Source organism: Streptomyces sp. NPDC001980, from assembly GCF_040296885.1.
In the GTDB taxonomy this organism is placed as follows: Bacteria; Actinomycetota; Actinomycetes; order Streptomycetales; family Streptomycetaceae; genus Streptomyces.
In genome coordinates this window covers 329,708-354,304 of record NZ_JBEOYD010000005.1, presented here as the reverse complement: position 1 = coordinate 354,304, position 24,597 = coordinate 329,708, and the positions used below count along the sequence as shown (strand labels likewise).

Here is a 24,597-nt window from a genome sequence, read left to right as displayed (position 1 = left end):
TGAGTGAGGACATAACGCCATGCGCGGCTGCCGATCGAGGTTGAGTACCCGGCCCGTCCCCGACCCCGCGGCCGGCTGAGCCGATGGGTGCCGATCGCGTCTTCGCGTACGGCGCCGCCGCCGGCCTCCTCGGTGATCTGCTGCTCGGCGATCCGCGCCGGGGGCATCCGGTCGCCGTGTTCGGGCGGGCGGCCGGGGCCGTGGAGCGGGTGCTGTGGCGGGACCACCGCGGGTGGGGCGCACTGCACACCGCCGTGTGCGCCGGCGGCGCTGCGGCGCTGGGCGCCGTGGCCCAGCGGATCGTACGACCGTCCACCGCCGCGTCCGTGGCCCTCACCGGCGCGGCCACCTGGGCCGTGGTCGGCGGTACTTCGCTCGCGCGCGAGGCCCGCGGCATCGGGCGGGCCCTGGCGGCGGGCGACGTCGAGGCGGCCCGCGCCCGGCTGCCGCATCTGTGCGGACGGGATCCGCAGGCCCTGGACGCCGACGGGATCGCCCGGGCGGTCGTGGAGTCCGTCGCCGAGAACACGAGCGACGCGGTCGTGGGCGCGCTGGTGTGGGGAGCCGTGGGCGGCGTCCCCGGTCTTGTGGGGTTCCGGGCCGTCAACACCCTGGACGCCATGGTGGGGCACAAGTCGGCGCGGTACCGGCGGTACGGGTGGGCTTCGGCCCGGCTGGACGACGTGGCCGGGTGGCCGGGGGCCCGGCTCACCGCCGTGCTGGCCGCGGTGGCCGGGGATGACCGGCGGGGAGCCGTACGGGCCTGGCGGGCCGACGCGGCGAAGCATCCGAGTCCCAACGCGGGGCCCGTGGAGGCGTCGTTCGCCGGGGCGTTGGGGGTGCGGCTCGGGGGGACGTTGTCGTACGGGGGGCGGGTCGAGCACCGGCCGGTGCTGAACGGGGAGGGGCGCGCTGTGGAAGTCGCGGACATCGAACGGGCGGTGCGGTTGTCGCGGCGGGTGGGGTGGCTGGCGTTGGGGGTGAGCGCGGCCGGGGCGCTGCTGCGCGGATCGCTCTCGGGAAGGGCGTCATGAACAACGGCGGTCTCCTCGTGGCCGGTACCACCTCCGACGCCGGGAAGAGTGTCGTCACCGCCGGTATCTGCCGGTGGCTGGTGCGGCAGGGTGTGAAGGTCGCGCCGTTCAAGGCGCAGAACATGTCCCTCAACTCCTTTGTCACGCGCGAGGGTGCCGAGATCGGGCGGGCGCAGGCCATGCAGGCGCAGGCCTGCCGGGTGGAGCCGACCGCGCTGATGAACCCCGTGCTGCTCAAGCCCGGCGGCGAGCAGAGCAGTCAGGTCGTGCTGCTCGGCAAGCCGGTCGGTGAGCTGAGCGCGCGTGGCTATCACGGCGGACGGCAGCAGAAGCTGCTCGGGACCGTGCTCGACTGTCTCGCCGAGTTGCGGGGCACGTATGACGCGGTGATCTGTGAGGGGGCGGGCAGTCCGGCGGAGATCAACCTGCGCCGGACCGACATCGTGAACATGGGGATCGCCCGGAACGCCGGGCTGCCCGTGCTCGTGGTCGGCGACATCGACCGCGGCGGCGTCTTCGCCTCCTTCTTCGGGACCGTCGCGCTGCTCTCGCCGGAGGACCAGGCCCTCGTCGCCGGGTTCCTCGTCAACAAGTTCCGCGGAGACGTCTCCCTCCTGGAGCCGGGCCTCGACATGCTCCACGGGCTCACCGGGCGGCACACCTACGGCGTCCTCCCCTTCCGGCACGGGCTCGGCATCGACGAGGAGGACGGGATGGGGGTCCCCCCGCGCGAGCGAAGCCGAGCGTGGGGGAGGGTCTCCTTGCGCGGGACCGTCCGGGAGTCGAACACGGCCCCGCCCGTCGGCGAGGACGTGCTCCGGGTCGCCGTCTGCGCGATCCCGCTGATGTCCAACTTCACGGACGTGGACGCGCTGGCCGCCGAACCGGGCGTCGTGGTGCGGTTCGTGGACCGGCCGGAGGAGCTGGCCGACGCCGATCTCGTCATCATCCCCGGCACCCGGGGGACGGTCCGCGCCCTGGAGTGGCTGCACGAACGGGGGCTCGCGGAGGCGCTCCGGCGGCGCGCCGCCGACGGGCGGCCCGTGCTCGGCATCTGCGGTGGCTTCCAGATCCTCGGCGAGCACATCGAGGACGAGGTCGAGAGCCGTAAGGGGGCCGTCGACGGGCTCGGGGTACTGCCCGTGCGGGTCCGGTTCGCCCGGGAGAAGACGCTCACCCGGCCCGTCGGGGAGGCCCTCGGCGAGCGGGTCGAGGGGTACGAGATCCATCACGGGGTCGGTGAGGTGACCGGGGGCGAGCCGTTCCTGGACGGCTGCCGGGTCGGCCAGACCTGGGGCACGCACTGGCACGGCTCCCTGGAGTCGGACGGTTTCCGCCGGGCCTTCCTGCGCGAGGTGGCGGCCGCCGCGGGCCGCCGGTTCGTGCCGGCCCCCGACACCTCGTTCGCCGCGCTGCGCGAGGAGCAGCTCGACCGGCTCGGCGACCTGATCGAACAGCACGCGGACACGGACGCGCTCTGGCGGCTCATCGAGTCGGGCGCGCCACAAGGACTGCCTTTCATTCCACCGGGAGCGCCCGCATGAGCACTGTGTTGTTGTTGTCGACCGCCGACACCGATCTGCTGGCGGCCCGGGCCGCCTCCGGTGCCGACTACCGGATCGGCAATCCGACGCGCGTCGACGTCACGGAGGAGCTGCCCGCGCTCCTCGCGGGCGCGGACATCGCCGTCGTACGGCTGCTCGGCGGCAAGCGGGCCTGGGAGGACGGGCTGGCCGCGCTGAAGGCCGCCGGGATCCCGACCGTGCTGCTCGGCGGCGAGGCGGTGCCGGACGCCGAGCTGATGGCGGAGTCGTCGGTGCCGGCGGGTGTGGTCGCCGAGGCCCTCAGGTACCTCGTCGAGGGCGGCCCCGCCAACCTCACCGAGCTGGCCCGGTTCCTCTCCGACACGGTGCTGCTGACCGGCGAGGGGTTCGCCGAGCCGCAGAAGATGCCGGAGTACGGCGTCCACGGTTCCCGTACCCGGGAGAGCGGCCGGCCGACCGTCGGGGTGCTCTTCTACCGGGCCCACGAACTGAGCGGCAACACGGGCTTCGTGGACACCCTGTGCGACGCGATCGAGGCGCACGGCGCCAACGCCCTTCCGGTGTACTGCGGTTCGCTGCGCGGGGCGGACCCCGGGCTGTACGAGCTCCTCGCGGAGGCCGACGCGCTGGTGGCGACCGTCCTGGCGGCCGGCGGCACGCACGCCTCGCAGGCCTCGGCCGGCGGCGACGAGGAGGCCTGGGACATCGGGGCGCTCGCCGACCTCGACGTGCCGGTGCTGCAGGGCCTCTGCCTGACCTCCTCCCGGCAGGCCTGGGACGAGTCCGACGCCGCCCTCTCCCCCATGGACGCGGCGATGCAGGTCGCGATCCCGGAGTTCGACGGACGGCTGATCACGGTCCCGTTCTCCTTCAAGGAACAGGGACCTGACGATGTCCCGGTGTACGTCGCCGACCCCGAGCGGGCCGGACGCGTCGCCGGAATCGCCGTACGGCACGCGCGGCTCAGGCACAAGCCGAACGCGGAGAAGAAGATCGCCCTGGTCTTCACCGCGTACCCGACCAAGCACTCCCGGGTCGGCAACGCGGTCGGTCTGGACACGCCCGCGTCGGCGGTGCGGGTACTGGACGCGCTGCGGGATGCCGGGTACGTGGTCGAAGGACACCCGGACAACGGCGACGAGTTGATCCACCGGCTCATCAACGCCGGTGGCCACGACGTCGAGTGGCTCACCGAGGAGCAGCTGGCCGCAGCGCCCGCACGGGTGCCGCTCGCGGACTACCGGGCCTGGTTCGAGAAGCTCGACCCGGAGCTGCGGGACGGGATGCGGGAGGCGTGGGGCGAGCCGCCGGGCAGCCTGTACGTCGACGGCGACGACATCGTGCTCGCCTCGCTCCGGTTCGGGAACGTCGTCGTGATGATCCAGCCGCCGCGCGGCTTCGGGGAGAACCCGATCGCGATCTACCACGACCCGGACATGCCGCCGTCGCACCACTACATGGCGGCCTACCGGTGGCTGGAGAACTCCTTCGGTGCGGACGCCGTCGTCCACATGGGCAAGCACGGCACGATGGAGTGGCTGCCGGGCAAGGGCCTCGGCCTGGGCGCCGGCTGCGCGCCGGACGCGGTCCTCGGCGACCTGCCGCTGATCTACCCGTTCATCGTCAACGACCCCGGCGAGGGCACCCAGGCCAAGCGGCGCGGGCACGCCACGGTCGTCGACCACCTGGTGCCGCCGATGGCCCGTGCCGACACCTACGGCGACCTGGCCAAGCTGGAGCAGCTGCTCGACGAGTACGCGCTGGTGTCGGATCTGGACCCGACGAAGGCGCCGGCCGTCCGCGCCCAGATCTGGACACTGGTCAAGGCGGCCGAGCTCCACCACGACCTGCACGTGGACGAGCAGCCGGAGGACGGCGACTTCGACTCGTTCGTGATGCACATCGACGGCTATCTGTGCGAGATCAAGGACGTGCAGATCCGCGACGGCCTGCACATCCTCGGCGGCGGTCCGGTCGGCGAGCCGCGGGTGAACCTGGTGCTGGCCGTGCTGCGCGCCTCGCAGGTGTGGGGCGGGCAGGCGAACGCGCTGCCGGGGCTCAGGGCCTCGTTCGCGGCCCATTTCGGGCTCAGCGAGAAGGAGCTGCTGGCCGAGCCGGGCGCGCCGGTGAAGGTGCCGGTCGAGCTGTCGGATCTGGTCGAGGGTCCGTCGCGTACCGCGGCCGACGCGATCGACCTGCTGGAACAGCTGTGCCGCCGGGTCGCGGAGGGCATGGAGCAGCGGGACTGGGCGGCCGCCGAGAGCCGCGCGCTGGTGCGGGAGGTTCTCGGCGGCACCGAACTCCCGGACGCGGTGGCGGTGTTGGAGTTCGCGTGCACCGAGGTGGTGCCGCGGCTCGCGCGGACCACGGACGAGATCGGGCACATCCTGAAGGCCCTGGACGGCGGTTACGTCCCGGCCGGCCCGTCCGGCTCCCCCACCCGAGGCCTGGTCAACGTCCTCCCCACCGGCCGGAACTTCTACTCGGTCGACCCCAAGGCCATTCCCTCCCGCCTGAGTTGGGAGGTCGGCCAGTCCCTTGCGGACTCGCTCGTGCAGCGGTACCTCCAGGACACCGGCGCCCACCCGAAGTCCGTCGGCCTGACCGTGTGGGGCACCTCCGCGATGCGCACCCAGGGCGACGACATCGCCGAGATCCTGGCGCTGCTGGGCTGCCGCCCCGTCTGGGACGACGCGTCGCGGCGCGTCACCGGCTTCGAGGTGATCCCGCTGGACGAGCTGGGCCGGCCGCGCATCGACGTCACGGTCCGCATCTCGGGCTTCTTCCGGGACGCGTTCCCGCACGTGGTCGGGCTGATCGACGACGCGGTACGCACGGTCGCCGAGCTGGACGAGCCGGCGGAGTCCAACTACGTGCGGGCGCACGCCGACGAGGACACCGCCGAGCACGGCGACCGGCGGCGCGCGACCTCCCGTATCTTCGGCTCCAAGCCGGGGGCCTACGGGGCCGGGCTGCTGCCGTTGATCGACGCCCGCAACTGGCGCTCCGACGCCGACCTCGCCGAGGTGTACGCGGTGTGGGGCGGCTACGCCTACGGGCGCGGGCTCGACGGGCGGGCGGCGCGCGGGGACATGGAGACCGCGTTCAGGCGGATCGCCGTCGCCGCGAAGAACGTGGACACCCGCGAGCACGACCTCGTGGACGCCGACGACTACTTCCAGTACCACGGTGGCATGGTCGCCATGGTGCGCCACCTGACCGGCGCCAACCCGGAGGCGTACGTGGGTGATTCGGCCACGCCGGACCAGGTGAGGACCCGGACGCTGGGCGAGGAGACGCACCGCGTCTTCCGGGCCCGCGTGGTCAACCCCCGCTGGATGGCGGCCATGCGCCGGCACGGCTACAAGGGCGCCTTCGAGATGGCGGCGACCGTCGACTACCTCTTCGGCTACGACGCCACGGCGGGCGTGGTCGACGACTGGATGTACGAGAAGCTCAGCGCGGAGTACGTCTTCGACGCGGAGAACCGGGACTTCATGAAGAAGTCCAACCCGTGGGCGCTGCGCGGCATCACCGAACGGCTCCTGGAGGCCGCCGACCGGGGCCTGTGGGCCGAGCCGGACGCCGACACCCTGGAGCGGCTGCGCGCCACCTACCTTGAGCTCGAAGGCGACCTGGAAGGCAACTCGGAGGGCGACGACCAGTGAGTACCCCGTTCCCGTTCACCGCCGTCGTCGGCCAGGACGACCTGCGGCTCGCGCTGCTGCTGAACGCCGTCTCACCGGCGGTCGGCGGCGTGCTGGTGCGCGGCGAGAAGGGCACGGCGAAGAGCACCGCCGTACGTGCCCTCTCCGCGCTGCTGCCGACCGTGGACGTCGTCGCAGGCTGCCGCTTCTCCTGCGACCCGGCCGCCCCGGACCCCGCCTGCCCCGACGGCCCGCACGAGCCGGGCGCCTACGAGTCCCGCCCGGCGCGCATGGTCGAACTGCCCGTCGGCGCCTCCGAGGACCGACTGGTGGGCGCCCTCGACATCGAACGCGCCCTGGCGGAGGGCGTGAAGGCCTTCGAGCCGGGCCTGCTGGCCGACGCGCACCGGGGCATCCTCTACGTCGACGAGGTCAACCTCCTCCACGACCACCTGGTCGACCTGCTGCTGGACGCGGCCGCGATGGGCGCGTCGTACGTCGAGCGCGAGGGCGTGTCGGTCCGGCACGCGGCGCGCTTCCTGCTCGTCGGCACGATGAACCCGGAAGAGGGCGAACTGCGGCCGCAGTTGCTCGACCGGTTCGGCCTCACGGTCGAGGTGGCCGCCTCCCGAGAGCCCGACCAGCGGGTGGAGGTCGTACGGCGGCGGCTCGCGTACGACGACGATCCGGCGGGTTTCGCGACGCGTTGGGCCGGCGAGGAGGCCGCCGTCCGGCAACGGATCATGGCGGCACGGGAGTTGCTGCCGTCGGTGCGGCTGGGCGACGGGGCGTTGCGGCAGATCGCGGCGACCTGCGCGGCCTTCGAGGTCGACGGGATGCGCGCCGACATCGTGATGGCCCGGACCGCGACCGCGCTGGCCGCGTGGGCCGGGCGGACCGAGGTGCTCGCCGAGGACGTACGGCAGGCCGCGCTGCTGGCGCTGCCGCACCGCAGGCGCCGCAACCCCTTCGACGCGCCCGGCCTCGACGAGGACAAGCTGGACCAGACGCTGGAGGAGTTCTCCGGGGAGTCCGGGGAGTCCGGGGACGACGATCCGGAGCCGGACGGTCCCGGTGGGGGTGGCGGGCAGCCGAAGCCCGACGAGGGGCCGCAGGGTGACGGTGACGCGGATGGCTCTGCCCGGCCGGAGGCCGGGGAGAGCGACGGCGTGCCGCGGCAGGCCGGTGCCGGGGAGCAGGCTCCTGCTCAGGCCGCCGAGCCCTTTCGCACCAAGGTGCTGAGTGTGCCGGGGATCGGCGAGGGGGCCGCCGGTCGGCGGTCCCGGGCGCGGACCGAGCACGGGCGGACCACGGGTGCGCGACGGCCGCGCGGTGCCCTGACCAAGCTGCACCTGGCGGCGACCGTGCAGGCCGCCGCCCCGCACCAGCGGGCGCGCGGGCGGTCCGGGCCGGGGCTCGTGCTCCGGCGGGACGATCTGCGGCAGGCGACCCGGGAGGGCCGCGAGGGGAACCTCGTGCTCTTCGTGGTCGACGCGTCCGGGTCGATGGCGGCCCGGCAGCGGATGAGCGCGGTGAAGGGTGCCGTGCTGTCGCTGCTGCTCGACGCCTACCAGCGGCGGGACAAGGTGGGGCTGGTGACCTTCCGGGGGGCCGCGGCCGATGTGGCGCTGCCGCCGACCTCGTCGGTGGAGGCGGCCGCGTCCCGGCTGGAGTCGCTGCCGACCGGCGGTCGTACGCCGCTCGCCGCCGGGCTGCTCAAGGCGCACGGCGTGCTGCGGGTGGAGCGGTTGCGGGATCCGGCGCGGCGGGCACTGGTGGTCGTGGTGACGGACGGGCGGGCCACCGGTGGGCCCGAGCCGGTCGCGCTCGCCGGCAGGGCGGCCCGGCTCTTCGCCGCCGACGGGGTCGCCTCGGTGGTCGTGGACTGCGAGTCCGGCCCGGTACGGCTGGGGCTCGCCGGGCAGTTGGCGGGCGAGCTGGGCGGTACCGCGGTCACGCTCGACGAACTGCGGGCGGACTCGATCGCCGGACTGGTGAAGGACGTTCAGGGTCGTTCGAGGAGGGCCGCGTAATGCCGCAGGGACAGCCGAGTGTCGTGCCCGACGACGGCCTGACGACCCGTCAGCGCCGTAATCGCCCACTGGTGGTCGTGCACACCGGGATCGGGAAGGGCAAGTCCACCGCCGCGTTCGGGCTCGCGCTGCGAGCCTGGAACCAGGGGTGGCCCATCGGGGTGTTCCAGTTCGTCAAGTCGGCGAAGTGGAAGGTCGGCGAGGAGAACGCGCTGCGGGTGCTGGGCGCCTCCGGCGAGGGCGGCTCCGTCGACTGGCACAAGATGGGCGAGGGCTGGTCCTGGGTCCAGCGCGACGCGCAGATGGACAACGAGGAGAAGGCTCGGGAGGGCTGGGAGCAGGTCAAGCGGGATCTGGCGGCCGAGACGTACCGGCTGTACGTGCTGGACGAGTTCGCGTACCCGATGCACTGGGGGTGGGTCGACACGGACGAGGTCGTCGACGTGCTGCGGAACCGGCCCGGGACCCAGCATGTCGTGATCACCGGGCGGAACGCGCCGGAGAAGCTCGTCGACTTCGCCGATCTCGTCACCGACATGTCGAAGGTCAAGCACCCGATGGACGCGGGGCAGAAGGGGCAGAGGGGCATCGAGTGGTGATGTCCTCGTCCGTGCCCCGGCTGGTCGTCGCCGCGCCCTCCTCGGGCAGCGGCAAGACCACCGTTGCCACGGGGCTGATGGCCGCGTTCGCCGCGCGGGGGCTCGCCGTGTCCCCGCACAAGGTCGGGCCGGACTACATCGACCCCGGGTACCACACGCTCGCGACCGGGCGGGTGGGGCGGAACCTCGACGCGTACCTGTGCGGCCCGGAACTGATCGGTCCGCTGTTCGCGCACGGTGCGCGGGGCTGTGACCTGGCCGTCGTCGAGGGTGTGATGGGGCTGTACGACGGGGCCGCGGGCGAAGGGGAGCTGGCGTCCACCGCTCATGTCGCGAAGCTGTTGCGGGCGCCGGTGGTGCTGGTCGTGGACGCGTCGTCGCAGTCGCGGTCGGTGGCGGCGCTGGTGCACGGGTTCGCGTCGTGGGATCCGGAGGTACGGGTCGGGGGTGTGATCCTGAACAAGGTGGGGTCGGACCGGCACGAGGAGTTGCTGCGGGAGGCGCTGGACGCGGCGGGGGTGCCGGTGTTCGGGGTGTTGCGGCGGGTGGCGCAGGTGGATACGCCGTCCCGGCATCTGGGGTTGGTGCCGGTGGCCGAGCGGCGGGGGGAGGCGGGTGTGGCGGTGGCGGCGATGGCTGCGCAGGTCGCCGACGGGTGTGACCTGGAGGGGCTGATGGGGCTCGCGCGGGGGGCCGGGGCGGTGCCGGGTGCGGCGTGGGATGCGGCTGAGGCCCTGGTTTCCTCGCCCCCGCCGCCCCTACCCGTCCCGTCCCTCCAGGGGGTGGGCCCCCTTCGACCGCCCGCTTCGGGGGCTGCCGCCCCCGGACCCCCGCTTCGGCCCGAAAGGCCTCGTCCTCAAGCGCCGGACGGGCTGGTGGGGGTGCGGGACGGCCTTCGTCCTCAGACGCCGGACGGGCTGGAGGGGGTGGGGTACGGCCTTCGTCCTCAGACGCCGAACCGGCTTGAAGGAGTGCAGGACGGCCTTCACCCTCAGACGCCGGAGAGGCCGGTTGTTGCGGTTGCCGGTGGGGCCGCCTTCACCTTCTCCTACGCCGAACACACCGAGTTGCTTGCCGCGGCCGGGGCCGAAGTCGTCGTGTTCGATCCGCTTCGGGATGAGCGACTGCCCGACGAGACCTGCGGGTTGGTCATCGGGGGTGGGTTTCCCGAGGTGTACGGCGGTGAGTTGTCGGCCAACGAGTCGCTGAGGAAGGACGTCGCCGCCTTCGCGGAGCGCGGTGGGCCGGTCGCCGCCGAGTGTGCGGGGCTGCTGTATCTGGGGCGGGAGCTCGACGGGCTGCCCATGTGCGGGGTGCTCGACGTGACCGCGCGGATGTCGGAGCGGCTCACGCTGGGGTATCGGGATGCCGTTGCCGTGAGTGACAGTGTGCTGGCCGTCGCCGGGACGCGGATGCGCGGGCACGAGTTCCACCGGACCGTGGTGGAGCCGGGGGCGGGGGCGGCTCCCGCGTGGGGGGTGCGTACGCCCCGGCCGCGGGTCGAAGGTTTTGTACAGCGGGGTGTGCACGCGAGTTATCTGCACACGCACTGGGCGTCCGAGCCCGGTGTGGCCCGAAGGTTCGTGGAGAGGTGCCGGACGTCATGAGCAGCAGCAGGTTGATCGGAGTCGGCGTGGGGCCCGGTGACCCGGAGCTGGTGACCGTCAAGGGGGTCAACGCCCTGCGCGCGGCCGATGTCGTCGTGGTGCCGGTGATGGACACCGGCGAGCGGGGGCGGGCCGAGGCCACCGTGCTGCACTACGTCGGCGCGGAGAAGGTCGTACGGGTCGTCTTCGCGCTGAACGAGCGCAGTGACCGGGAGCGGCGGGAGGCCGCCTGGGACGCGGCGGGGACCAGGGTGGCCGAGCTGCTGCGGGGGCACGGGACGGTCGCCTTTGCCACCATCGGGGATCCGAATGTCTATTCGACGTTCACGTATCTCGCGCAGACCATCGCCGAGCTGGTGCCGGATGTGGTGGTGGAGACCGTGCCCGGGATCACCGCCATGCAGGATCTCGCCGCCCGGTCCGGGGCCGTGCTCACCGAGGGGACCGAGCCGCTGACGCTGGTGCCGGTGACGGCGGGGGCCGAGGTGCTCAAGGACGCGCTGGGCGGGCCGGGGACGGTCGTGGCGTACAAGTTCGGGCGGCAGGCCGCGGCGGTCGTGGAAGCGTTGCGGGAGACCGGGCGGATCGAGGACGCCGTGTGGGGGTCGGCGCTGGGGCTGGCGGAGGAGTCCGTCCGGCCCGCCGCCGAGCTCGACGGCTCCCCGCTGCCGTACCTCTCCACGCTCATCGCGCCCCCGCGCCGGGACGGTGGCAGAGGCGGGAAGCTGTGAGCGGTCGGGCGTCAGCTGGAAATGCCCACCACCAGCCAGATGAAGGCCGCGCCGGCGACCGTGCACAGCAGCGTCGAGCGGGCCGGGTGCTCGTGGTGGGCCTCGGGGAGGATCTCGGCGGCGGCCAGGTAGAGCAGGACGCCGCCGAAGAGGCCGAGATAGCCGCCGAGCAGGGCCTCCGGGATGGTGAAGAAGATCGTGGAGAGGGCGCCGAGGACCGGTGCGCAGGCGTCGGCGACCAGCATCGCTATCGCCCGGCGGCGCGCGTTGCCGTACAGGCTCGTGATCGTGAACGTGTTGAAGCCGTCCGCGAAGTCGTGCGCGATGACCGCGAGCGCCACCGCCGCGCCCATGCCGCCGCCCACCTGGAAGGCCGCGCCGATCGCCACCCCGTCCATCGCGCTGTGGCCGACCATCGCGCCGGCCGCCGTCAGACCCACCTCGGGCGCCCGGTGGCCGTGCTCGTCGCCGCCGTGCGCGGCCTGGCGGAGGGCCAGGGTGCGTTCCACCAGATGGGCCAGGAGGAAGCCGGCCACGAACAGCAGCAGGGCGGCCGGTACGCCGAAGACCGCGCGGCCGGCCGCGCGCAGCGCCTCCGGCAGCAGGTCGAGGCCGACCACCCCGAGCATCAGACCGCCGGCCAGGCCCAGGACCAGGTGACGACGGTCGGTCACACGCTGTGCCGTCCAGCCGCCGGCCAGCGTCATCAGGAACGCGCCGAGCGCGACGAAGACCGCCATGTGCCCTTGCTATCCGATCGACCCGCCTCAGCGCACATCCAGCACCACCAGTAACACCCTTTGTCCAGAGAGGACCGAATTTTCATGGCCGATGCCGCCGCCGCAGCAGGCACTCCCGCCGGCAAGGTGACCTTCGTCGGTGCCGGTCCCGGCGCCGCCGATCTGCTGACGTTCCGGGCCGCGCGCGCGATCGCCGAGGCCGACGTCGTGATCTGGGCCGCGAGCCTGGTCCAGGCGGAGGTCCTCCAGCACGCGCGCGCGGACGCGGAGGTGCTTGATTCCGCGACGATGTCGCTGGAAGACGTGGTCGCCGTTTACGAGAGGGCTCATACCCACGGGCTGCGGGTCGCCCGGATCCACTCCGGGGATCCGGCGCTCTGGGGCGGTACGCAGGAGCAGGTGGACCGGTGTGCCGGGATAGGCATCGAGGTCGAGATCGTGCCCGGTGTCTCCTCCTTCTCGGCGGTGGCCGCGCTGGCCCAGCGTGAGCTGACCATTCCCGAGGTGGCGCAGTCCGTCGTGCTCACCCGGCTCGGCGGCGGCAAGACGCCGATGCCGCCCGGGGAGGAGGTGCGGGAGTTCGCCCGGCACGGGACGACGATGGCGATCTTCCTCTCCGCCGCGCGCAGCGGGCAGCTGGTGCGCGAGCTGCTGGAGGGCGGCTACCCGACATCCACCCCGGTCGTCGTCGCGTATCAGGCGACCTGGCCGGAGGAGCTGGTCGTGCGGTGCACGATCGAGACGCTGGAGGAGACGGTCAAGGAGCACAAGCTCTGGAAGCACACCCTCTTCCTGGTCGGCCCGGCCCTGGCCGCCCAGGGCACCCGCTCGCACCTCTACCACCCCGGCCACTTCCACGGCTTCCGCAAGGCCGACCCTCAGGCCCGGCGGGAGCTGCGCGAGCGGGGGGCCAGCACATGATCACGGTCGTCGGTACCGGGACGGGCGCGCCGCTGCCGCCCGGCGTGCTGACCGGCGCCCGGCTGGTCGTCGGCGGGCAGCGGCACCTGTCGGCCGCGCCGGTTCCGGAGGATGCCGAGCGGGTGGTGCTCGGTCCGCTGGCACCGGCTCTCGACGTCGTCGAACGGCATCTGGACAAGGGACACCGGGTGGTCGTGCTGGCCTCCGGCGACCCCGGGTTCTTCGGGATCGTACGGGCGCTGGCCGCACGGTTCGGGGCGGCGGCGCTGGACGTACGCCCCGGCGTGTCCTCCGTGGCCGCCGCCTTCGCGCGTCTCGGACTGCCCTGGGACGACGCGGTGGTCGTCAGCGCGCACGGGCGGGAGCTGCGTACGGCGGTCCATGCCTGCCGGGCGCATCCCAAGGTCGCCGTGCTGACCGGGCCGGGCGCCGGGCCCGCCGAGCTGGGAGCCGCGGTGCCCCCGGACCGGCTGCTCGTCGTGGCGAGCGCGCTCGGTGATCCGGAACGGGAGCGGGTGGAGCGGGTCACCCCGGCCGAGGCCGCCGCACGCGACTGGGGTACGGCCGTGAGTGTCGTCCTCTGCCTCGACGAGGCACGGGCGCTGAGTGCGGTGCGGACGGTCGCGGGCGGCCGGGCGGAACCCGCCGGGTGGGCCCTCGGCGAGGACGCGTTCGCGCACCGCGACTCGATGATCACCAAGTTCGAGGTGCGGGCGCTGGCCCTGGCCCGGCTCGGGCCGCGGCTGGGCGACCTGGTGTGGGACGTCGGCGCGGGGTCCGGGTCGGTGGCGGTGGAGTGCGCCCGGCTCGGCGCCGCCGTCGTCGCCGTGGAGAGGGCGGCGGACGGGGTGGAGCGGATCGCGGCCAACGCGCGGGCGCACGGGGTGTACGTGGATGTGGTGTGTGACATGGCACCGGACGCGCTGGCCGGACTCCCCGACCCCGACGCCGTGTTCATCGGCGGAGGCGGGACCGAACTGCCCGCGATCGTCGCCGCCTGCGCCGCGCGCGCCCGGCGGACCGTGGTGGTCGCGATGGCCGCCCTGGACCGGGTACCGGCGGCGCGCGCGGCGCTCACCGGTGCCGGGTTCTCCTGCGACGGGGTGCTGCTGCAGTCCTCCCGTCTCGCGCCGCTGCCGGGTGACGTGACCCGGCTGGCGGCGACCAATCCCGTGTTCCTGCTCTGGGGAACACGAACCCCCTTGTCTCAAGAAGGAGTTGCCCAGTGATCGGCCTCATTTCCGCCACCGCGGCGGGGGCGGCGGCGCGCGACCGGCTGGCCGCGGCGTGGCCGGACCGCACGCGGGTGTACGACGGCCCCGTCAAGGACGCCGTACGGTCCGCGTTCGCGGAGTGCGAGCAGCTGGTGTGTTTCCTGGCCACGGGTGCGGTGGTACGGCTGATCGCCCCGCTGCTGGGCGAGAAGGCGACCGACCCGGGCGTGGTGTGCGTCGACGAGGGCGGGCGGTTCGCCGTGTCGCTGGTCGGCGGGCACGGGGGCGGTGCGAACGAACTCGCCCGGGAGGTGGGTGAGTTGCTTTCCGCGCAGCCGGTGGTGACCACCGCGACCGACTCGGTCGGGCTGCCCGGGCTCGACACCCTCGGCTTCCCGGCCGAGGGCTCGGTGGCGGCCGTGTCGCGGGCCCTGCTGGACGGCGAACCGGTCGCGCTGCACGCCGAGTTGGCGTGGCCGCTGCCCCCGCTGCCGCTGGCGGAGGAGGGCGCCCACTCCGTCCGGCTGACCGACCGCGCGGTCGAACCCGCCGCCGACGAGGTGCTGTTGCGGCCGCCGTCCCTCGTCGTGGGCGTCGGTGCCTCCCGGGGCGCCCCGGTCGACGAGGTGCTCGGCCTCGTCGAGGCGGCGTTGCGGGACGCGGGGCTGTCGCCGCGCAGCATCGCCGAACTCGCCACCGTCGACGCGAAGGCCGAGGAGCCCGGGATCGTCGCGGCGGCCGCGCGACTCGGGGTCCCGCTGGTGACGTACTCCGCCGAGGAGCTGGCCGGGGTCCGGGTCCCCAACCCCTCGGACGCCCCGCTCGCCGCCGTCGGCACCCCCTCCGTCGCCGAGGCGGCGGCCCTCGCGCGGGGTGGCGAACTCCTCGTTCCCAAGCGGAAGTCGCAGCGGGACGACGGCCGGCCCGCCATGGCGACCTGCGCCGTCGTACGGCGTCCGGCGCGCGGGCGGCTCGCGGTCGTCGGCCTCGGTCCCGGTGCCCGCGACCTGCTCACCCCGCGCGCCAAGGCCGAACTGCGGCGCGCCGCCGTGCTCGTCGGCCTCGACCAGTACGTCGACCAGATCCGTGACCTGCTGCGGCCCGGCACCCGGGTCCTGGAGTCGGGGCTCGGCGCCGAGGAGGAGCGGGCGCGTACCGCGGTCGCCGAGGCGCGTGCCGGGCATGCCGTCGCGCTGATCGGCAGCGGGGACGCAGGGGTGTACGCCATGGCCTCCCCCGCACTCGCCGAGGCCTCCGACGACATCGACGTGATCGGCGTACCCGGTGTCACGGCCGCCCTCGCGGCCGGGGCGATCCTGGGTGCGCCGCTCGGCCACGACCATGTCTCGATCAGCCTGTCCGACCTGCACACGCCGTGGGAGGTCATCGAGCGCCGGGTGCGCGCGGCGGCCGAGGCGGACATCGTCGTGACGTTCTACAACCCGCGCTCCCGGGGCCGCGACTGGCAGCTGCCCAAGGCGCTCGCGATCCTCGCCGGGCACCGGGAGCCGGGGACGCCCGTCGGTGTCGTACGCAACGCCTCGCGTCCCGACGAGTCGAGCAGGCTGACCACCCTGGGTGCGCTGGACCCGGCGTGGGTGGACATGATGACGGTCGTGACCGTGGGCAACACGGCGACCAGGAACATCGCCGGGCGCATGGTCACTCCGCGCGGCTACCGCTGGCAGGAGAGCGCTCAGGAGGAGGGCAAGTGAACCGGGTCGTCCATCCCATCGAGGTGGAGTCCTACCGGCGGCTGCGCGCCCGCCTGGACACCTCGCACTTCCCGCCGCTGACCCGGGCCGTGGTGGAGCGGGTCGTCCACTCCGCCGCCGACCTGGAGTACGCGACCGACCTGGTGACCGACGAGAGCGACCTGGTGAAGGCGCACGCCGCGCTGCACGCCGGAGCGCCGGTCGTCGTGGACGTCGAGATGGTCGCCGCCGGGATCACCCGCCGGGAGACCGTGTGCCGGCTGAAGGACGCCAAGTCCGGGTCGGGACTCACCCGTTCGGCACACGCGATCCGGCTCGCCTACGAGCAGGTCGGGCCCGGCGCCCTGTGGGTTATCGGCAACGCGCCGACCGCCCTGGAGGAGTTGCTGACGCTGGACGCCGCCCCCGCGCTCGTCATCGGTCTGCCCGTCGGCTTCGTCGGCGCGACCGAGTCCAAGGCCGCGTTGCGGGCGAGCGGGCTGCCCGCCGTGAGCAACGTGTCCGAGAAGGGCGGCTCGGCGGTCGCCGCCGCCGCGCTCAACGCCCTGCTGTACCACCCCACTTCCGAGGAGACCCTGTGACCACCCCGCCCGCCCTGCTCATCGCCGGCCACGGCACCCGGGACGAAGCCGGGGCCGAGGCGTTCCGCGACTTCGTGCGGGAGCTGGGGCGCCGCCACCCCGAACTGCCCGTCGCGGGCGGCTTCATCGAGCTGTCCCCGCCGCCCCTCGGCGACGCCGTGGCCGAGCTGGTGGAGCAGGGCGTACGACGGTTCGCCGCCGTTCCGCTGATGCTGGTCTCCGCCGGACACGCCAAGGGCGACATCCCGGCGGCGCTGGCCCGGGAGAAGGAGCGGCACCCGGGGATCTCGTACGCCTACGGCCGTCCGCTCGGGCCGCACCCTTCCCTGCTGTCGGTCCTCGAACGGCGCCTGGACGAGGCGCTGGGCGGTTCCTCGCGGGCCGTGCGGGACCGCGCCGACGTGACGGTGCTGCTGGTGGGCCGGGGTTCGACGGACCCCGACGCCAACGCCGAGGTGCACAAGGCGGCCCGGCTGCTCTGGGAGGGGCGCGGGTACGCCGGGGTGGAGACGGCGTTCGTGTCGCTGGCGGCGCCGGACGTGCCGAGCGGGCTCGACCGGTGTCTGAAACTGGGGGCGCGCCGGATCGTCGTCCTGCCGTACTTTCTCTTCACCGGGATCCTGCCGGACCGGGTGCGGCAGCAGGCCGAGGGCTGGGCGGCCGCGCACCCGGAGATCGAGGTGTGTTCGGCGGACGTCATCGGGCCCGAGCCGGAACTGCTCGACCTGGTGATGGAGCGGTACCGGGAGGCGGTCGAGGGTGATCTGCGAATGAACTGCGACTCGTGCGTGTACCGGATCGCGCTGCCCGGCTTCGAGGACAAGGTCGGGCTGCCGCAGCAGCCGCACTTCCACCCGGACGACGACGGCCACCACCACGGACACGGACACCATCACCATGGCGGGCACGCGCATGCGCACTGAGGACGGTTCCGGCGGTTCTGACGGCCCCGGAGGCGACAGAGGCTCCGGAGGCGGGCACGATCTGCGGCACCACGGCGACGCCGAGGTCCGGGACGGCGGTCCGGCGCTCGTCGACCTCGCGGTCAACGTGCGGACCGGCACTCCCCCGGTCTGGCTGCGGGAGCGGATCGCGGAGTCGCTGGGCGGGCTCGCGGCCTACCCGGACGGGCGGGCGGCGCGGGCGGCGGTCGCGGCGCGGCACGGGCTGCCGGTGGAGCGGGTGCTGCTGACGGCGGGTGCCGCGGAGGCGTTCGTCCTGCTGGCGCGGGCGCTGAAGGTGCGCCGGCCGGTGGTGGTGCACCCGCAGTTCACCGAGCCGGAGGCGGCGCTGCGGGACGCCGGGCACACCGTGGACCGGGTGCTGCTGCGGGAGGCGGACGGGTTCCGGCTGGATCCGGCGGCCGTCCCGGAGGACGCCGACCTGGTGGTGATCGGCAATCCGACCAACCCGACGTCGGTGCTGCATCCGGCCGGGGCGATCGCCCGGCTCGCCCGTCCGGGGCGGACGTTGGTGGTCGACGAGGCGTTCATGGACGCGGTGCCGGGCGAGCGGGAGGCGCTGGCCGGGCGGACCGACGTGCCGGGTCTTGTGGTGCTGCGGAGCCTGACGAAGACGTGGGGGCTGGCCGGGCTGCGGATCGGGTACGCGCTGGCCGCGCCGGAGATCGTCGCCGAGCTGGAGCGGGCGCAGCCGTTGTGGCCGGTGTCCACGCCGGCGCTGGCGGCGGCGGAGGCGTGTGTGGCGCCGCGCGCGCTGGCGGAGGCGGCGCATGCGGCGCACCGGGTCGCCGCCGACCGGGCCCATCTGGTGGCGGGCCTTGAGGAGTTCGCGCCGGAGGGGGTGCGGGTCGCGGGGCCGGCGGAGGGGCCGTTCGTGCTCGTCCGGATGGCGGGGGCGGCGGCCGTGCGGCGGCAGCTGCGGGTGTTGGGGTATGCCGTGCGGCGGGGGGACACGTTTCCCGGCCTGGACGAGGAGTGGGTGCGGATCGCGGTGCGGGACCGGGTGACGGTGAACCGGTTCTTGCAGGCGCTTGATCAGGCGTTGATGTTGATACGGGCGTGAGGGAGGGGACGGGGGAACTGCGCACGCCGTGGGCGAGTGCGGGTCTCGTCATGGCTGGTCGCGCAGTTCCCCCGCCCCTGAAAGCGGGGCGTCAGCGTCGGCGTCGGGCGACAGTCACCGCTCCTCCGCCCGCCAGAACCAACGCCACCGCTCCTCCCACGACATACGGCGTCACCGAACTCCCGCCCGTCTCCGCCAGCTTCGTCTCCTTCGCCGGGGCGCCCTGTACCTTCACGTCGGACACCGGGTCGGCGGGGTCAGCGGGATCGGCGGGATCGGCCGGGGCTGCCGCGGGGTCCGGCGGTGTCTCGCACGTCACCTTCGCCAGGGTCAGCGTCCCCTCCACCTCGGCCACGTTGAGCTTCAACGGGTTGATGGAGACCTTGAGTTCGAGGGCGCTGGCCGCCGCCGACGTGGATGTCGTCTCGCGCTTGGACAGGTCGAGGCGGACCTCGCCGACGCCGGGGACCTTGACGTCGGTGGGGCCGCCCGCGCTCAGCGTCACGCGCTTGCCGAGCACGGTGACGGCGCCGAGCACGTTGGCGGAGGCCTCCGGCCGTTTTCCGGTCTCGCAGGTGGCCTTGGAGGTGACCGTGTCGAGTTCGACGAGGGACAGCAGGGGCAGGCCCGGCAGGTGCAGGCGGGCGTGGGCGAGGTGGACGGAGGCCTCGGCGCGGTCGGCGGAGACCGTCGCCTTCGCCGCGGCGACGTCCGCGCCGAGGACGTTGAACGGCTTGCCGCCGTCGACTCCGTCGAGGGTGGCGGTGAGCGCCGTCCTGTCGGCGCTCTGCGGTGCCCGGACCTCGTTCAGGGAGACCGCGAGCGGGACGTTCACGGTCTTGTCGAGGAGGGAGACGTGCAGGCCGGTACGGAGGACGACCGCGCTCGCGCGACCGTGGTCGGTGGTCGCGTGTGCGGTGCCCGCGCCGGCCAGGGCCGCGGGACCGGCGGCCAGAGCCGTGGCCGTCGCGAGGGTCGCGAGACGGCGTGCGGGCATACGGAATGTGTCGCTGTTCAAGGTGGTGGGACCCCCAGAGGAAACTTGCTCGGGACCCGCCAAGAATTACGCACTGTGGGTGAACGGGCAGCAATCCTGCGTTACTTCACTCAATAGTGGACTTTCCGTGAATGCATTCGAATCGGTCGGCACAGGAGTTCCCTTACTCCACGACCTGCCCGTTCAGCACCACTCTCCGGGGGGATGCGAGGACGCGCACGTCCGCGCGCGGATCGCTCTCGTACACCACCAGGTCCGCCGGCGCGCCCTCCTCCAGGCCGGGCCTGCCGAGCCAGGCGCGGGCCGCCCAGCTGGTCGCCGCGAGCGCGTCGAGGGGCGGGATCCCGGCGGTCACCAGCTCGGCGACCTCGCCCGCGACCAGGCCGTGGGCCAGGCTGCCGCCGGCGTCCGTGCCGACGTACACCGGGATCCCGGCGTCGTAGGCGGCCCGGACGGTGTCGTAGCGGCGCTCGTACAGCCGGCGCATGTGGGCCGACCAGTGGGGGAACTTGGCCTCGCCGCCCGCCGCCAGGTCCGGGAAGGTGGCGATGTTGACGAGGGTGGGGACGATCGCGACGCCACGGGAGGCGAAGAGGGGGATCAGGTCCTCCGTCAGGCCCGTGGCGTGCTCGATACAGTCGATGCCGGCCTCGACCAGGTCCTGGAGCGAGTTCTCGGCGAAGCAGTGGGCGGTGACCCGGGCGCCGAGCCGGTGGGCCTCGGCGATGGCCGCCTCGACGGCGTCGCGGGGCCAGCTGGGGGCCAGGTCGCCGAGGTCGCGGTCGATCCAGTCGCCGACCAGCTTGACCCAGCCGTCGCCGCGCCGGGCCTCCTGGGCGACGTACGCGACCAGGTCCGCCGGCTCGATCTCGTGGGCGAAGTTCCTTATGTAGCGACGGGTGCGGGCGATGTGCCGGCCGGCCCGGACGATCTTCGGGAGGTCGTCGCGGTCGTCGACCCAGCGGGTGTCGGAGGGCGAGCCGGCGTCCCGGATGAGGAGGGTGCCGGCCTCGCGGTCGGTGAGCGCCTGCTTCTCGGCGGTCTCCGCGTCGACCGGGCCCTGTGGGCCGAGGCCGACGTGACAGTGGGCGTCCACCAGGCCGGGGAGGGCCCAGCCTTCGACGGTCCGGATGTCCTGGGTGCCGAAGGGGCGGTCGTAGGAGATGCGTCCGCCGAGGACCCAAAGTTCGTCGCGGACGTCGTCGGGGCCGACAAGGATCCGTCCCTTCACGTGCAGCACCGCTTGATCGCTCATGGGACGCACGATAGTTCGTCGGGTGCGGGTTTCCACGTGGCCGGTCGCGCCCACGCGGCGGCAGCCGCATGTCGAATACAGCCCCGCGCCCCTTTGGGGCGCGTTCCCCAGGGCGCGCTAAGAGGCATCCTCCTCCACATCCGCCATCGCCGGATCCAGCAGGCGTGACAGGAAGTGGCGGGTCCGGTCATGCGTGGGGTTGCCGATGACCCGGTCCGGTGCGCCCTGCTCCACGATCACTCCGCCGTCCATGAAGACCACCCGGTCGGCGACCTCGCGGGCGAAGGTCATCTCGTGGGTGACCACCATCATGGTCATGCCCTCCCGCGCCAGCATCCGCATCACCGCCAGGACGTCCCCGACCAGTTCCGGGTCGAGGGCGGACGTCGGCTCGTCGAAGAGCATCACCTCGGGGCCCATGGACAGCGAGCGGGCGATCGCCACCCGCTGCTGCTGGCCGCCGGAGAGGGCGGCGGGGTAGGCGTCCGCCTTTTCGGAGAGACCCACGCGGGCGAGGTTCTCGGCGGCGACCCGTGCCGCCGTCGCCTTGTCCCTGCGCAGCACCCGGCGCTGCGGCAGGGTGAGGTTCTCGACCGCCGTGAGGTGCGGGAACAGGTTGAACTGCTGGAAGACCATGCCGATCCGGCGGCGCACGGCGTCGATGTCGACGTCCGGGTCCGTCAACTCGGTGCCGCCGACGAACACCTGCCCCTGGGTGGGTTCTTCAAGGAGGTTGACGCACCTCAGCAGGGTCGACTTGCCGGAGCCGGACGGGCCGATGACGCAGACGACCTCGCCCTGGCCGATCTCCAGGTCGATGCCGCGCAGCACCTCGTTGTCGCCGAAGGACTTGTGCAGGCCCTTCACCTCGATCTCGGGTCGGCTCATCGGACGGCCTCCTGGGCCTTCGCCTCCATGCGGCGCACGACGAAGCCGAGCGGGATCGTGACCAGCAGGTAGCACAGGCCGGCGACGAGGATCGGCGTGGAGTTGGCGGTCGTACTGGCCAGGTCGCGGCCGTACTTGGACAGTTCGCGCTCCTCCAGGGTGACGCCGAGGAAGAGGACCAGGGAGGAGTCCTTGAAGAGCAGGACCAGTTCGTTGGTCAGCGGCGGGAGGATGATGCGGAACGCCTGCGGGATGACGATCGAGACCATGGCGCGGGCGGGTGAGAAGCCCAGCGAACGGGCCGCCTCCAGCTGCCCCTTGGGGACCGCCTGGATGCCCGCGCGGATCGTCTCGGCCATGTAGGCGGCGGCGACCAGGCCGAGCGCGAGGGCGACCTTGCCGTAGGTGCCGCCGATGATCTCCGTGCCGGGGAAGGCGAGCGGGACGGCGACGCCGATGAAGATGAAGATCAGCAGGGCGGGCAGGCCGCGGAAGATCTCGATGTAGACGCCGGCCAGCCAGCGGTAGGGCCCGACCGACGACAGCCGCATGAGCGCTATCACCATGCCGAGGGCCAGTCCGACGACGAAGCCGGACAGGGTGTAGAGCACGGTGTTCTTCAGCGCCAGTGTGATGACGTCCGGGAACATCTGCTTGGCGATGTCCCACTGGGCGAACTGGTTCTGCAGCCGTCCCCAGTCGGCGGCGACCGCGAACGCGACCACGGCGGCGACGAAGACGACGTACTGCGCCCCGCGCGACAGCCGGCGCTTCTGCCGCCGGGACAGCCCCTTCCGGCGGGGCTGGAGTTCCGTGTCCGTGCCTGCGGTCATGAGGCGGCGGGGGACGCGGCCGAGGCGTCGTAGGGGCCGATCCACTTCTCGTACAGCTTCTTGTACGTGCCGTCGGCCTTGGCGTCGGCGATCGCCTTGTTGACGGCGGCGAGGAGCTTGGTGTTGCCCTTCTTCACCGTGAAGCCGTACTGCTCACCGGTGTTGATGTCGGCGGCGACCTGGAAGGCGTTCGCGTTGGCCTTGTCCTTCAGCCAGCCCTGGACCACCGGGTAGTCGATGACGACGGCCTTGACCTGGCCGGTGCGCAGGCCGTTGAGGACGGCGTCGGAGGACTCGAAGGAGACCGGGTCGAAGCCCTGCTTCCTGACGTAGTCCTCGCCGGTGGTCTGCGCCTGTGCGCCCAGCTGCACCTTCTTGGCCTTGGCGTCGGCGAGCGAGGTGATGCCGCTGTTCTTGTCGACGAGCAGGGCCTGGGTGGCGTCGAAGTACGGGTCGGAGAAGTCGACGTTCTTCTTCCGCTCCGCGGTGATGGTCATGCCGGCGGCGGCCAGGTCGCACTCGCCGGAGTTGAGGAAGGCGCCGGTCTTGAAGTTCTCGAACGGCGTGTCGAGGATCTGCTGTTTCACGCCGAGGTTCTTGGCGACCAGGTCGATCATCGACACGTCGAATCCCTGCACCTTGCCGTCGATCTCCGACTGGAACGGCGGGTACGGCAGGTGGGTGCAGGTGGTGAGCTGGCCTGCCTTGACCAGTTCGACCCCGCCGGCGGCCGTCCTGGAGGCGCTGGAGCCGTTGCCGCTCGACGTGCAGCCGGCCACGAGGGCCAGCCCGGCCGCGGCGGTGGCGGCGGCCAGGGCGCGAGCCCGGCGGCGCCCGAGGAGCGTGGTCACGAGACCTCCCGTGGGTCTGTGGGGGCTCCCCGCGAAGCTGTGAGGGAGCTTTGGATTCCGATTCTTCGGGTTCAGATTATAAGGAGATGTTTGGGTTCCTCAAACCAAACCGATGGCTGAGCGGCCGTCCGGCCTAAGAAGTCGCCGGTCGGGGCTGTGCGGCGGGTGCCGGTTACGCTCGTCTTGATCTACCCCGCATACCCCCCCATGAGCGAAGAGAGCACCGCCGTGACCCACCCCTTCCTCGACCTGCCCCCGTTGACCGCCGCCCGCTTCGCCGCGATCGAGGACCGGGTGGCCCGGTTGCTGGACACCCGCCAGGACGTCGTGATCATGCAGGGCGAGGCGCTGCTGCCACTGGAGGGCGCGATCAGGGCCGCGGCCGGGCCGGGGACGACCGCGCTGAACGTGGTCACCGGCCCGTACGGGCAGACCTTCGGGAACTGGCTGCGGGACTGCGGCGCGACGGTGATCGACCTCTCCGTGCCGTTCCACACGGCGGTGACGGCCGAACAGATCCGGGAGGCGTTCGCCGAGCACCCGGAGATCGACTTCGTGTCCCTGGTGCACGCGGAGGCCGCGACCGGCAACACCAACCCGGTCGCGGAGATCGGCGAGGCGGTACGGGCGCACGGCGCCCTCTTCTACCTGGACGCGGTCGCCTCGGTCGGGGCCGAGCCGGTGCTGCCGGACGCGTGGGGTGTGGACCTGTGCGTGATCGGGGCACAGAAGGCGATGGGCGGCCCGGCCGGCGTCTCGGCGGTGTCGGTGAGCGAGCGGGCGTGGGCCCGGATGGCGGCGAACCCGAACGCCCCGCGCCGCTCCTACCTCTCCCTGCTGGACTGGAAGGAGCGCTGGGTCGACGGCGGCCGCACGGTGCTGCTGCACGCGCCGGCACAGCTGGAGATGCTGGCGCTGGAGGCGTGCGTCGAGCGGATCGAGGCGGACGGCCTGGCGACCGTGATGGCCCGGCACCGCACGGCCGCGCTGGCCACCCGGGCCGGGGCGGTGGCCCTGGGCGGCGGCCTGGAGCCGTACGTGTACGCGGAGTCCGACGCGGCCCCGGTCGCCACGACGCTGCGGGTGCCCTCGGACGTGGTGGCGTCGGAACTGGTCGCCGAGGCCCTGGCGGGCGACGGCACCCTGCCGCTAGCCGCGGGCGGGGGCGCACTGGCCGGGGAGATGATCCGGGTCAACCACTACGGGGCGGACGCGACGGCCGACGCCGTCCGGTCGAGCCTGGCGGCGCTCGGCGCGGGGCTGGCGAAACGGGGACTGACGGTGGACCTGGCGGGCGCTCGGCGGGCCGTGGAATCTGCCTGGCGGTAGCAGAATTCAAAACAATTTCGAATTCCCTCTTTTTCGATGGCTTACCCGAGTTC

General features: G+C 73.1%; 19 protein-coding genes and 1 pseudogene. 14 read left to right on the top strand and 6 right to left on the bottom strand.

What is annotated here, in order from left to right:
- Positions 1-83 precede the first annotated feature (83 nt).
- From ABT137_RS10525 to cobI, 7 genes and pseudogenes are all read left to right on the top strand, one after another.
- A complete protein-coding gene (locus tag ABT137_RS10525; protein ID WP_351705592.1) occupies positions 84-1,034 on the top strand; it encodes a cobalamin biosynthesis protein in 951 nt (316 codons plus the stop codon).
- Positions 1,031-2,578: a cobyric acid synthase gene (locus tag ABT137_RS10520; RefSeq protein WP_351705589.1), complete on the top strand. Its 1,548-nt coding sequence runs from the start codon at positions 1,031-1,033 to the stop codon at positions 2,576-2,578. Before ABT137_RS10525 ends, ABT137_RS10520 begins: the two co-directional genes overlap by 4 nt.
- Positions 2,575-6,246 carry a cobaltochelatase subunit CobN gene (gene cobN / locus ABT137_RS10515; protein WP_351705586.1) on the top strand — a complete coding sequence of 1,224 codons (3,672 nt, stop codon included), beginning with the start codon at positions 2,575-2,577 and terminating at the stop codon, positions 6,244-6,246. The genes ABT137_RS10520 and cobN overlap by 4 nt, the downstream gene beginning before the upstream one ends.
- On the top strand, positions 6,243-8,258 hold the full coding sequence (locus ABT137_RS10510) for a putative cobaltochelatase (protein WP_351705584.1): 2,016 nt from the start codon (positions 6,243-6,245) through the stop codon (positions 8,256-8,258). Before cobN ends, ABT137_RS10510 begins: the two co-directional genes overlap by 4 nt.
- Positions 8,258-8,857: a cob(I)yrinic acid a,c-diamide adenosyltransferase gene (gene cobO, locus ABT137_RS10505; protein ID WP_351705581.1), complete on the top strand. Its 600-nt coding sequence runs from the start codon at positions 8,258-8,260 to the stop codon at positions 8,855-8,857. Before ABT137_RS10510 ends, cobO begins: the two co-directional genes overlap by 1 nt.
- Positions 8,858-8,859: 2 nt before the next feature.
- Positions 8,860-10,464, top strand: a pseudogene (locus ABT137_RS10500) (cobyrinic acid a,c-diamide synthase CobB); the annotation flags it as partial.
- Positions 10,449-11,195, top strand: coding sequence for a precorrin-2 C(20)-methyltransferase (gene cobI, locus ABT137_RS10495; protein WP_351705575.1), 747 nt, complete (start codon positions 10,449-10,451; stop codon positions 11,193-11,195). The pseudogene ABT137_RS10500 and the gene cobI, both read left to right, overlap by 16 nt.
- Positions 11,196-11,206: 11 nt before the next feature.
- On the opposite strand, the gene ABT137_RS10490 is transcribed toward cobI, so the two are convergent.
- Entirely contained in the window at positions 11,207-11,935 is a 729-nt protein-coding gene (locus tag ABT137_RS10490) for a ZIP family metal transporter (protein ID WP_351705572.1), read from the bottom strand.
- A gap of 84 nt (positions 11,936-12,019) precedes the next feature.
- Here ABT137_RS10490 and cobM point away from each other — a divergent pair, with 84 nt between their 5' ends.
- From cobM to cobC, 6 genes are read left to right on the top strand one after another with little or no spacing between them, the layout of a single operon-like run.
- Positions 12,020-12,856 carry a precorrin-4 C(11)-methyltransferase gene (gene cobM, locus ABT137_RS10485; protein WP_351705571.1) on the top strand — a complete coding sequence of 279 codons (837 nt, stop codon included), beginning with the start codon at positions 12,020-12,022 and terminating at the stop codon, positions 12,854-12,856.
- The gene (gene cbiE / locus ABT137_RS10480; RefSeq protein WP_351705568.1) at positions 12,853-14,085 is read left to right on the top strand and encodes a precorrin-6y C5,15-methyltransferase (decarboxylating) subunit CbiE; all 1,233 of its coding nucleotides are present in this window, start codon (positions 12,853-12,855) and stop codon (positions 14,083-14,085) included. The genes cobM and cbiE overlap by 4 nt, the downstream gene beginning before the upstream one ends.
- Positions 14,082-15,785, top strand: coding sequence for a precorrin-3B C(17)-methyltransferase (gene cobJ / locus ABT137_RS10475; protein WP_351705565.1), 1,704 nt, complete (start codon positions 14,082-14,084; stop codon positions 15,783-15,785). The genes cbiE and cobJ overlap by 4 nt, the downstream gene beginning before the upstream one ends.
- Positions 15,782-16,366: a precorrin-8X methylmutase gene (locus tag ABT137_RS10470; RefSeq protein WP_351705562.1), complete on the top strand. Its 585-nt coding sequence runs from the start codon at positions 15,782-15,784 to the stop codon at positions 16,364-16,366. The genes cobJ and ABT137_RS10470 overlap by 4 nt, the downstream gene beginning before the upstream one ends.
- Positions 16,363-17,289, top strand: coding sequence for a sirohydrochlorin chelatase (locus ABT137_RS10465; protein ID WP_351705559.1), 927 nt, complete (start codon positions 16,363-16,365; stop codon positions 17,287-17,289). The genes ABT137_RS10470 and ABT137_RS10465 overlap by 4 nt, the downstream gene beginning before the upstream one ends.
- The gene (cobC, locus tag ABT137_RS10460) at positions 17,279-18,391 is read left to right on the top strand and encodes an Rv2231c family histidinol phosphate aminotransferase CobC (RefSeq protein WP_351705556.1); all 1,113 of its coding nucleotides are present in this window, start codon (positions 17,279-17,281) and stop codon (positions 18,389-18,391) included. Before ABT137_RS10465 ends, cobC begins: the two co-directional genes overlap by 11 nt.
- Before the next feature lie 91 nt (positions 18,392-18,482).
- Here cobC and ABT137_RS10455 read toward each other — a convergent pair whose 3' ends face one another.
- From ABT137_RS10455 to ABT137_RS10435, 5 genes are all read right to left on the bottom strand, one after another.
- Entirely contained in the window at positions 18,483-19,409 is a 927-nt protein-coding gene (locus ABT137_RS10455; RefSeq protein ID WP_351705553.1) for an SCO1860 family LAETG-anchored protein, read from the bottom strand.
- 142 nt (positions 19,410-19,551) lie between these two features.
- A complete protein-coding gene (locus ABT137_RS10450) occupies positions 19,552-20,643 on the bottom strand; it encodes an amidohydrolase family protein (RefSeq protein WP_351705550.1) in 1,092 nt (363 codons plus the stop codon).
- Positions 20,644-20,760: 117 nt separating this feature from the next.
- A complete protein-coding gene (locus tag ABT137_RS10445) occupies positions 20,761-21,531 on the bottom strand; it encodes an amino acid ABC transporter ATP-binding protein (protein ID WP_351705547.1) in 771 nt (256 codons plus the stop codon).
- A complete protein-coding gene (locus ABT137_RS10440; protein ID WP_351705544.1) occupies positions 21,528-22,364 on the bottom strand; it encodes an amino acid ABC transporter permease in 837 nt (278 codons plus the stop codon). The genes ABT137_RS10445 and ABT137_RS10440 overlap by 4 nt, the downstream gene beginning before the upstream one ends.
- Positions 22,361-23,215 (bottom strand): transporter substrate-binding domain-containing protein, encoded by an 855-nt coding sequence (locus tag ABT137_RS10435; RefSeq protein WP_351705541.1) that lies wholly within the window; start codon positions 23,213-23,215, stop codon positions 22,361-22,363. The genes ABT137_RS10440 and ABT137_RS10435 overlap by 4 nt, the downstream gene beginning before the upstream one ends.
- A 228-nt stretch (positions 23,216-23,443) precedes the next feature.
- Here ABT137_RS10435 and ABT137_RS10430 point away from each other — a divergent pair, with 228 nt between their 5' ends.
- On the top strand, positions 23,444-24,544 hold the full coding sequence (locus ABT137_RS10430) for a pyridoxal-phosphate-dependent aminotransferase family protein (RefSeq protein ID WP_351705831.1): 1,101 nt from the start codon (positions 23,444-23,446) through the stop codon (positions 24,542-24,544).
- Positions 24,545-24,597 lie beyond the last annotated feature (53 nt).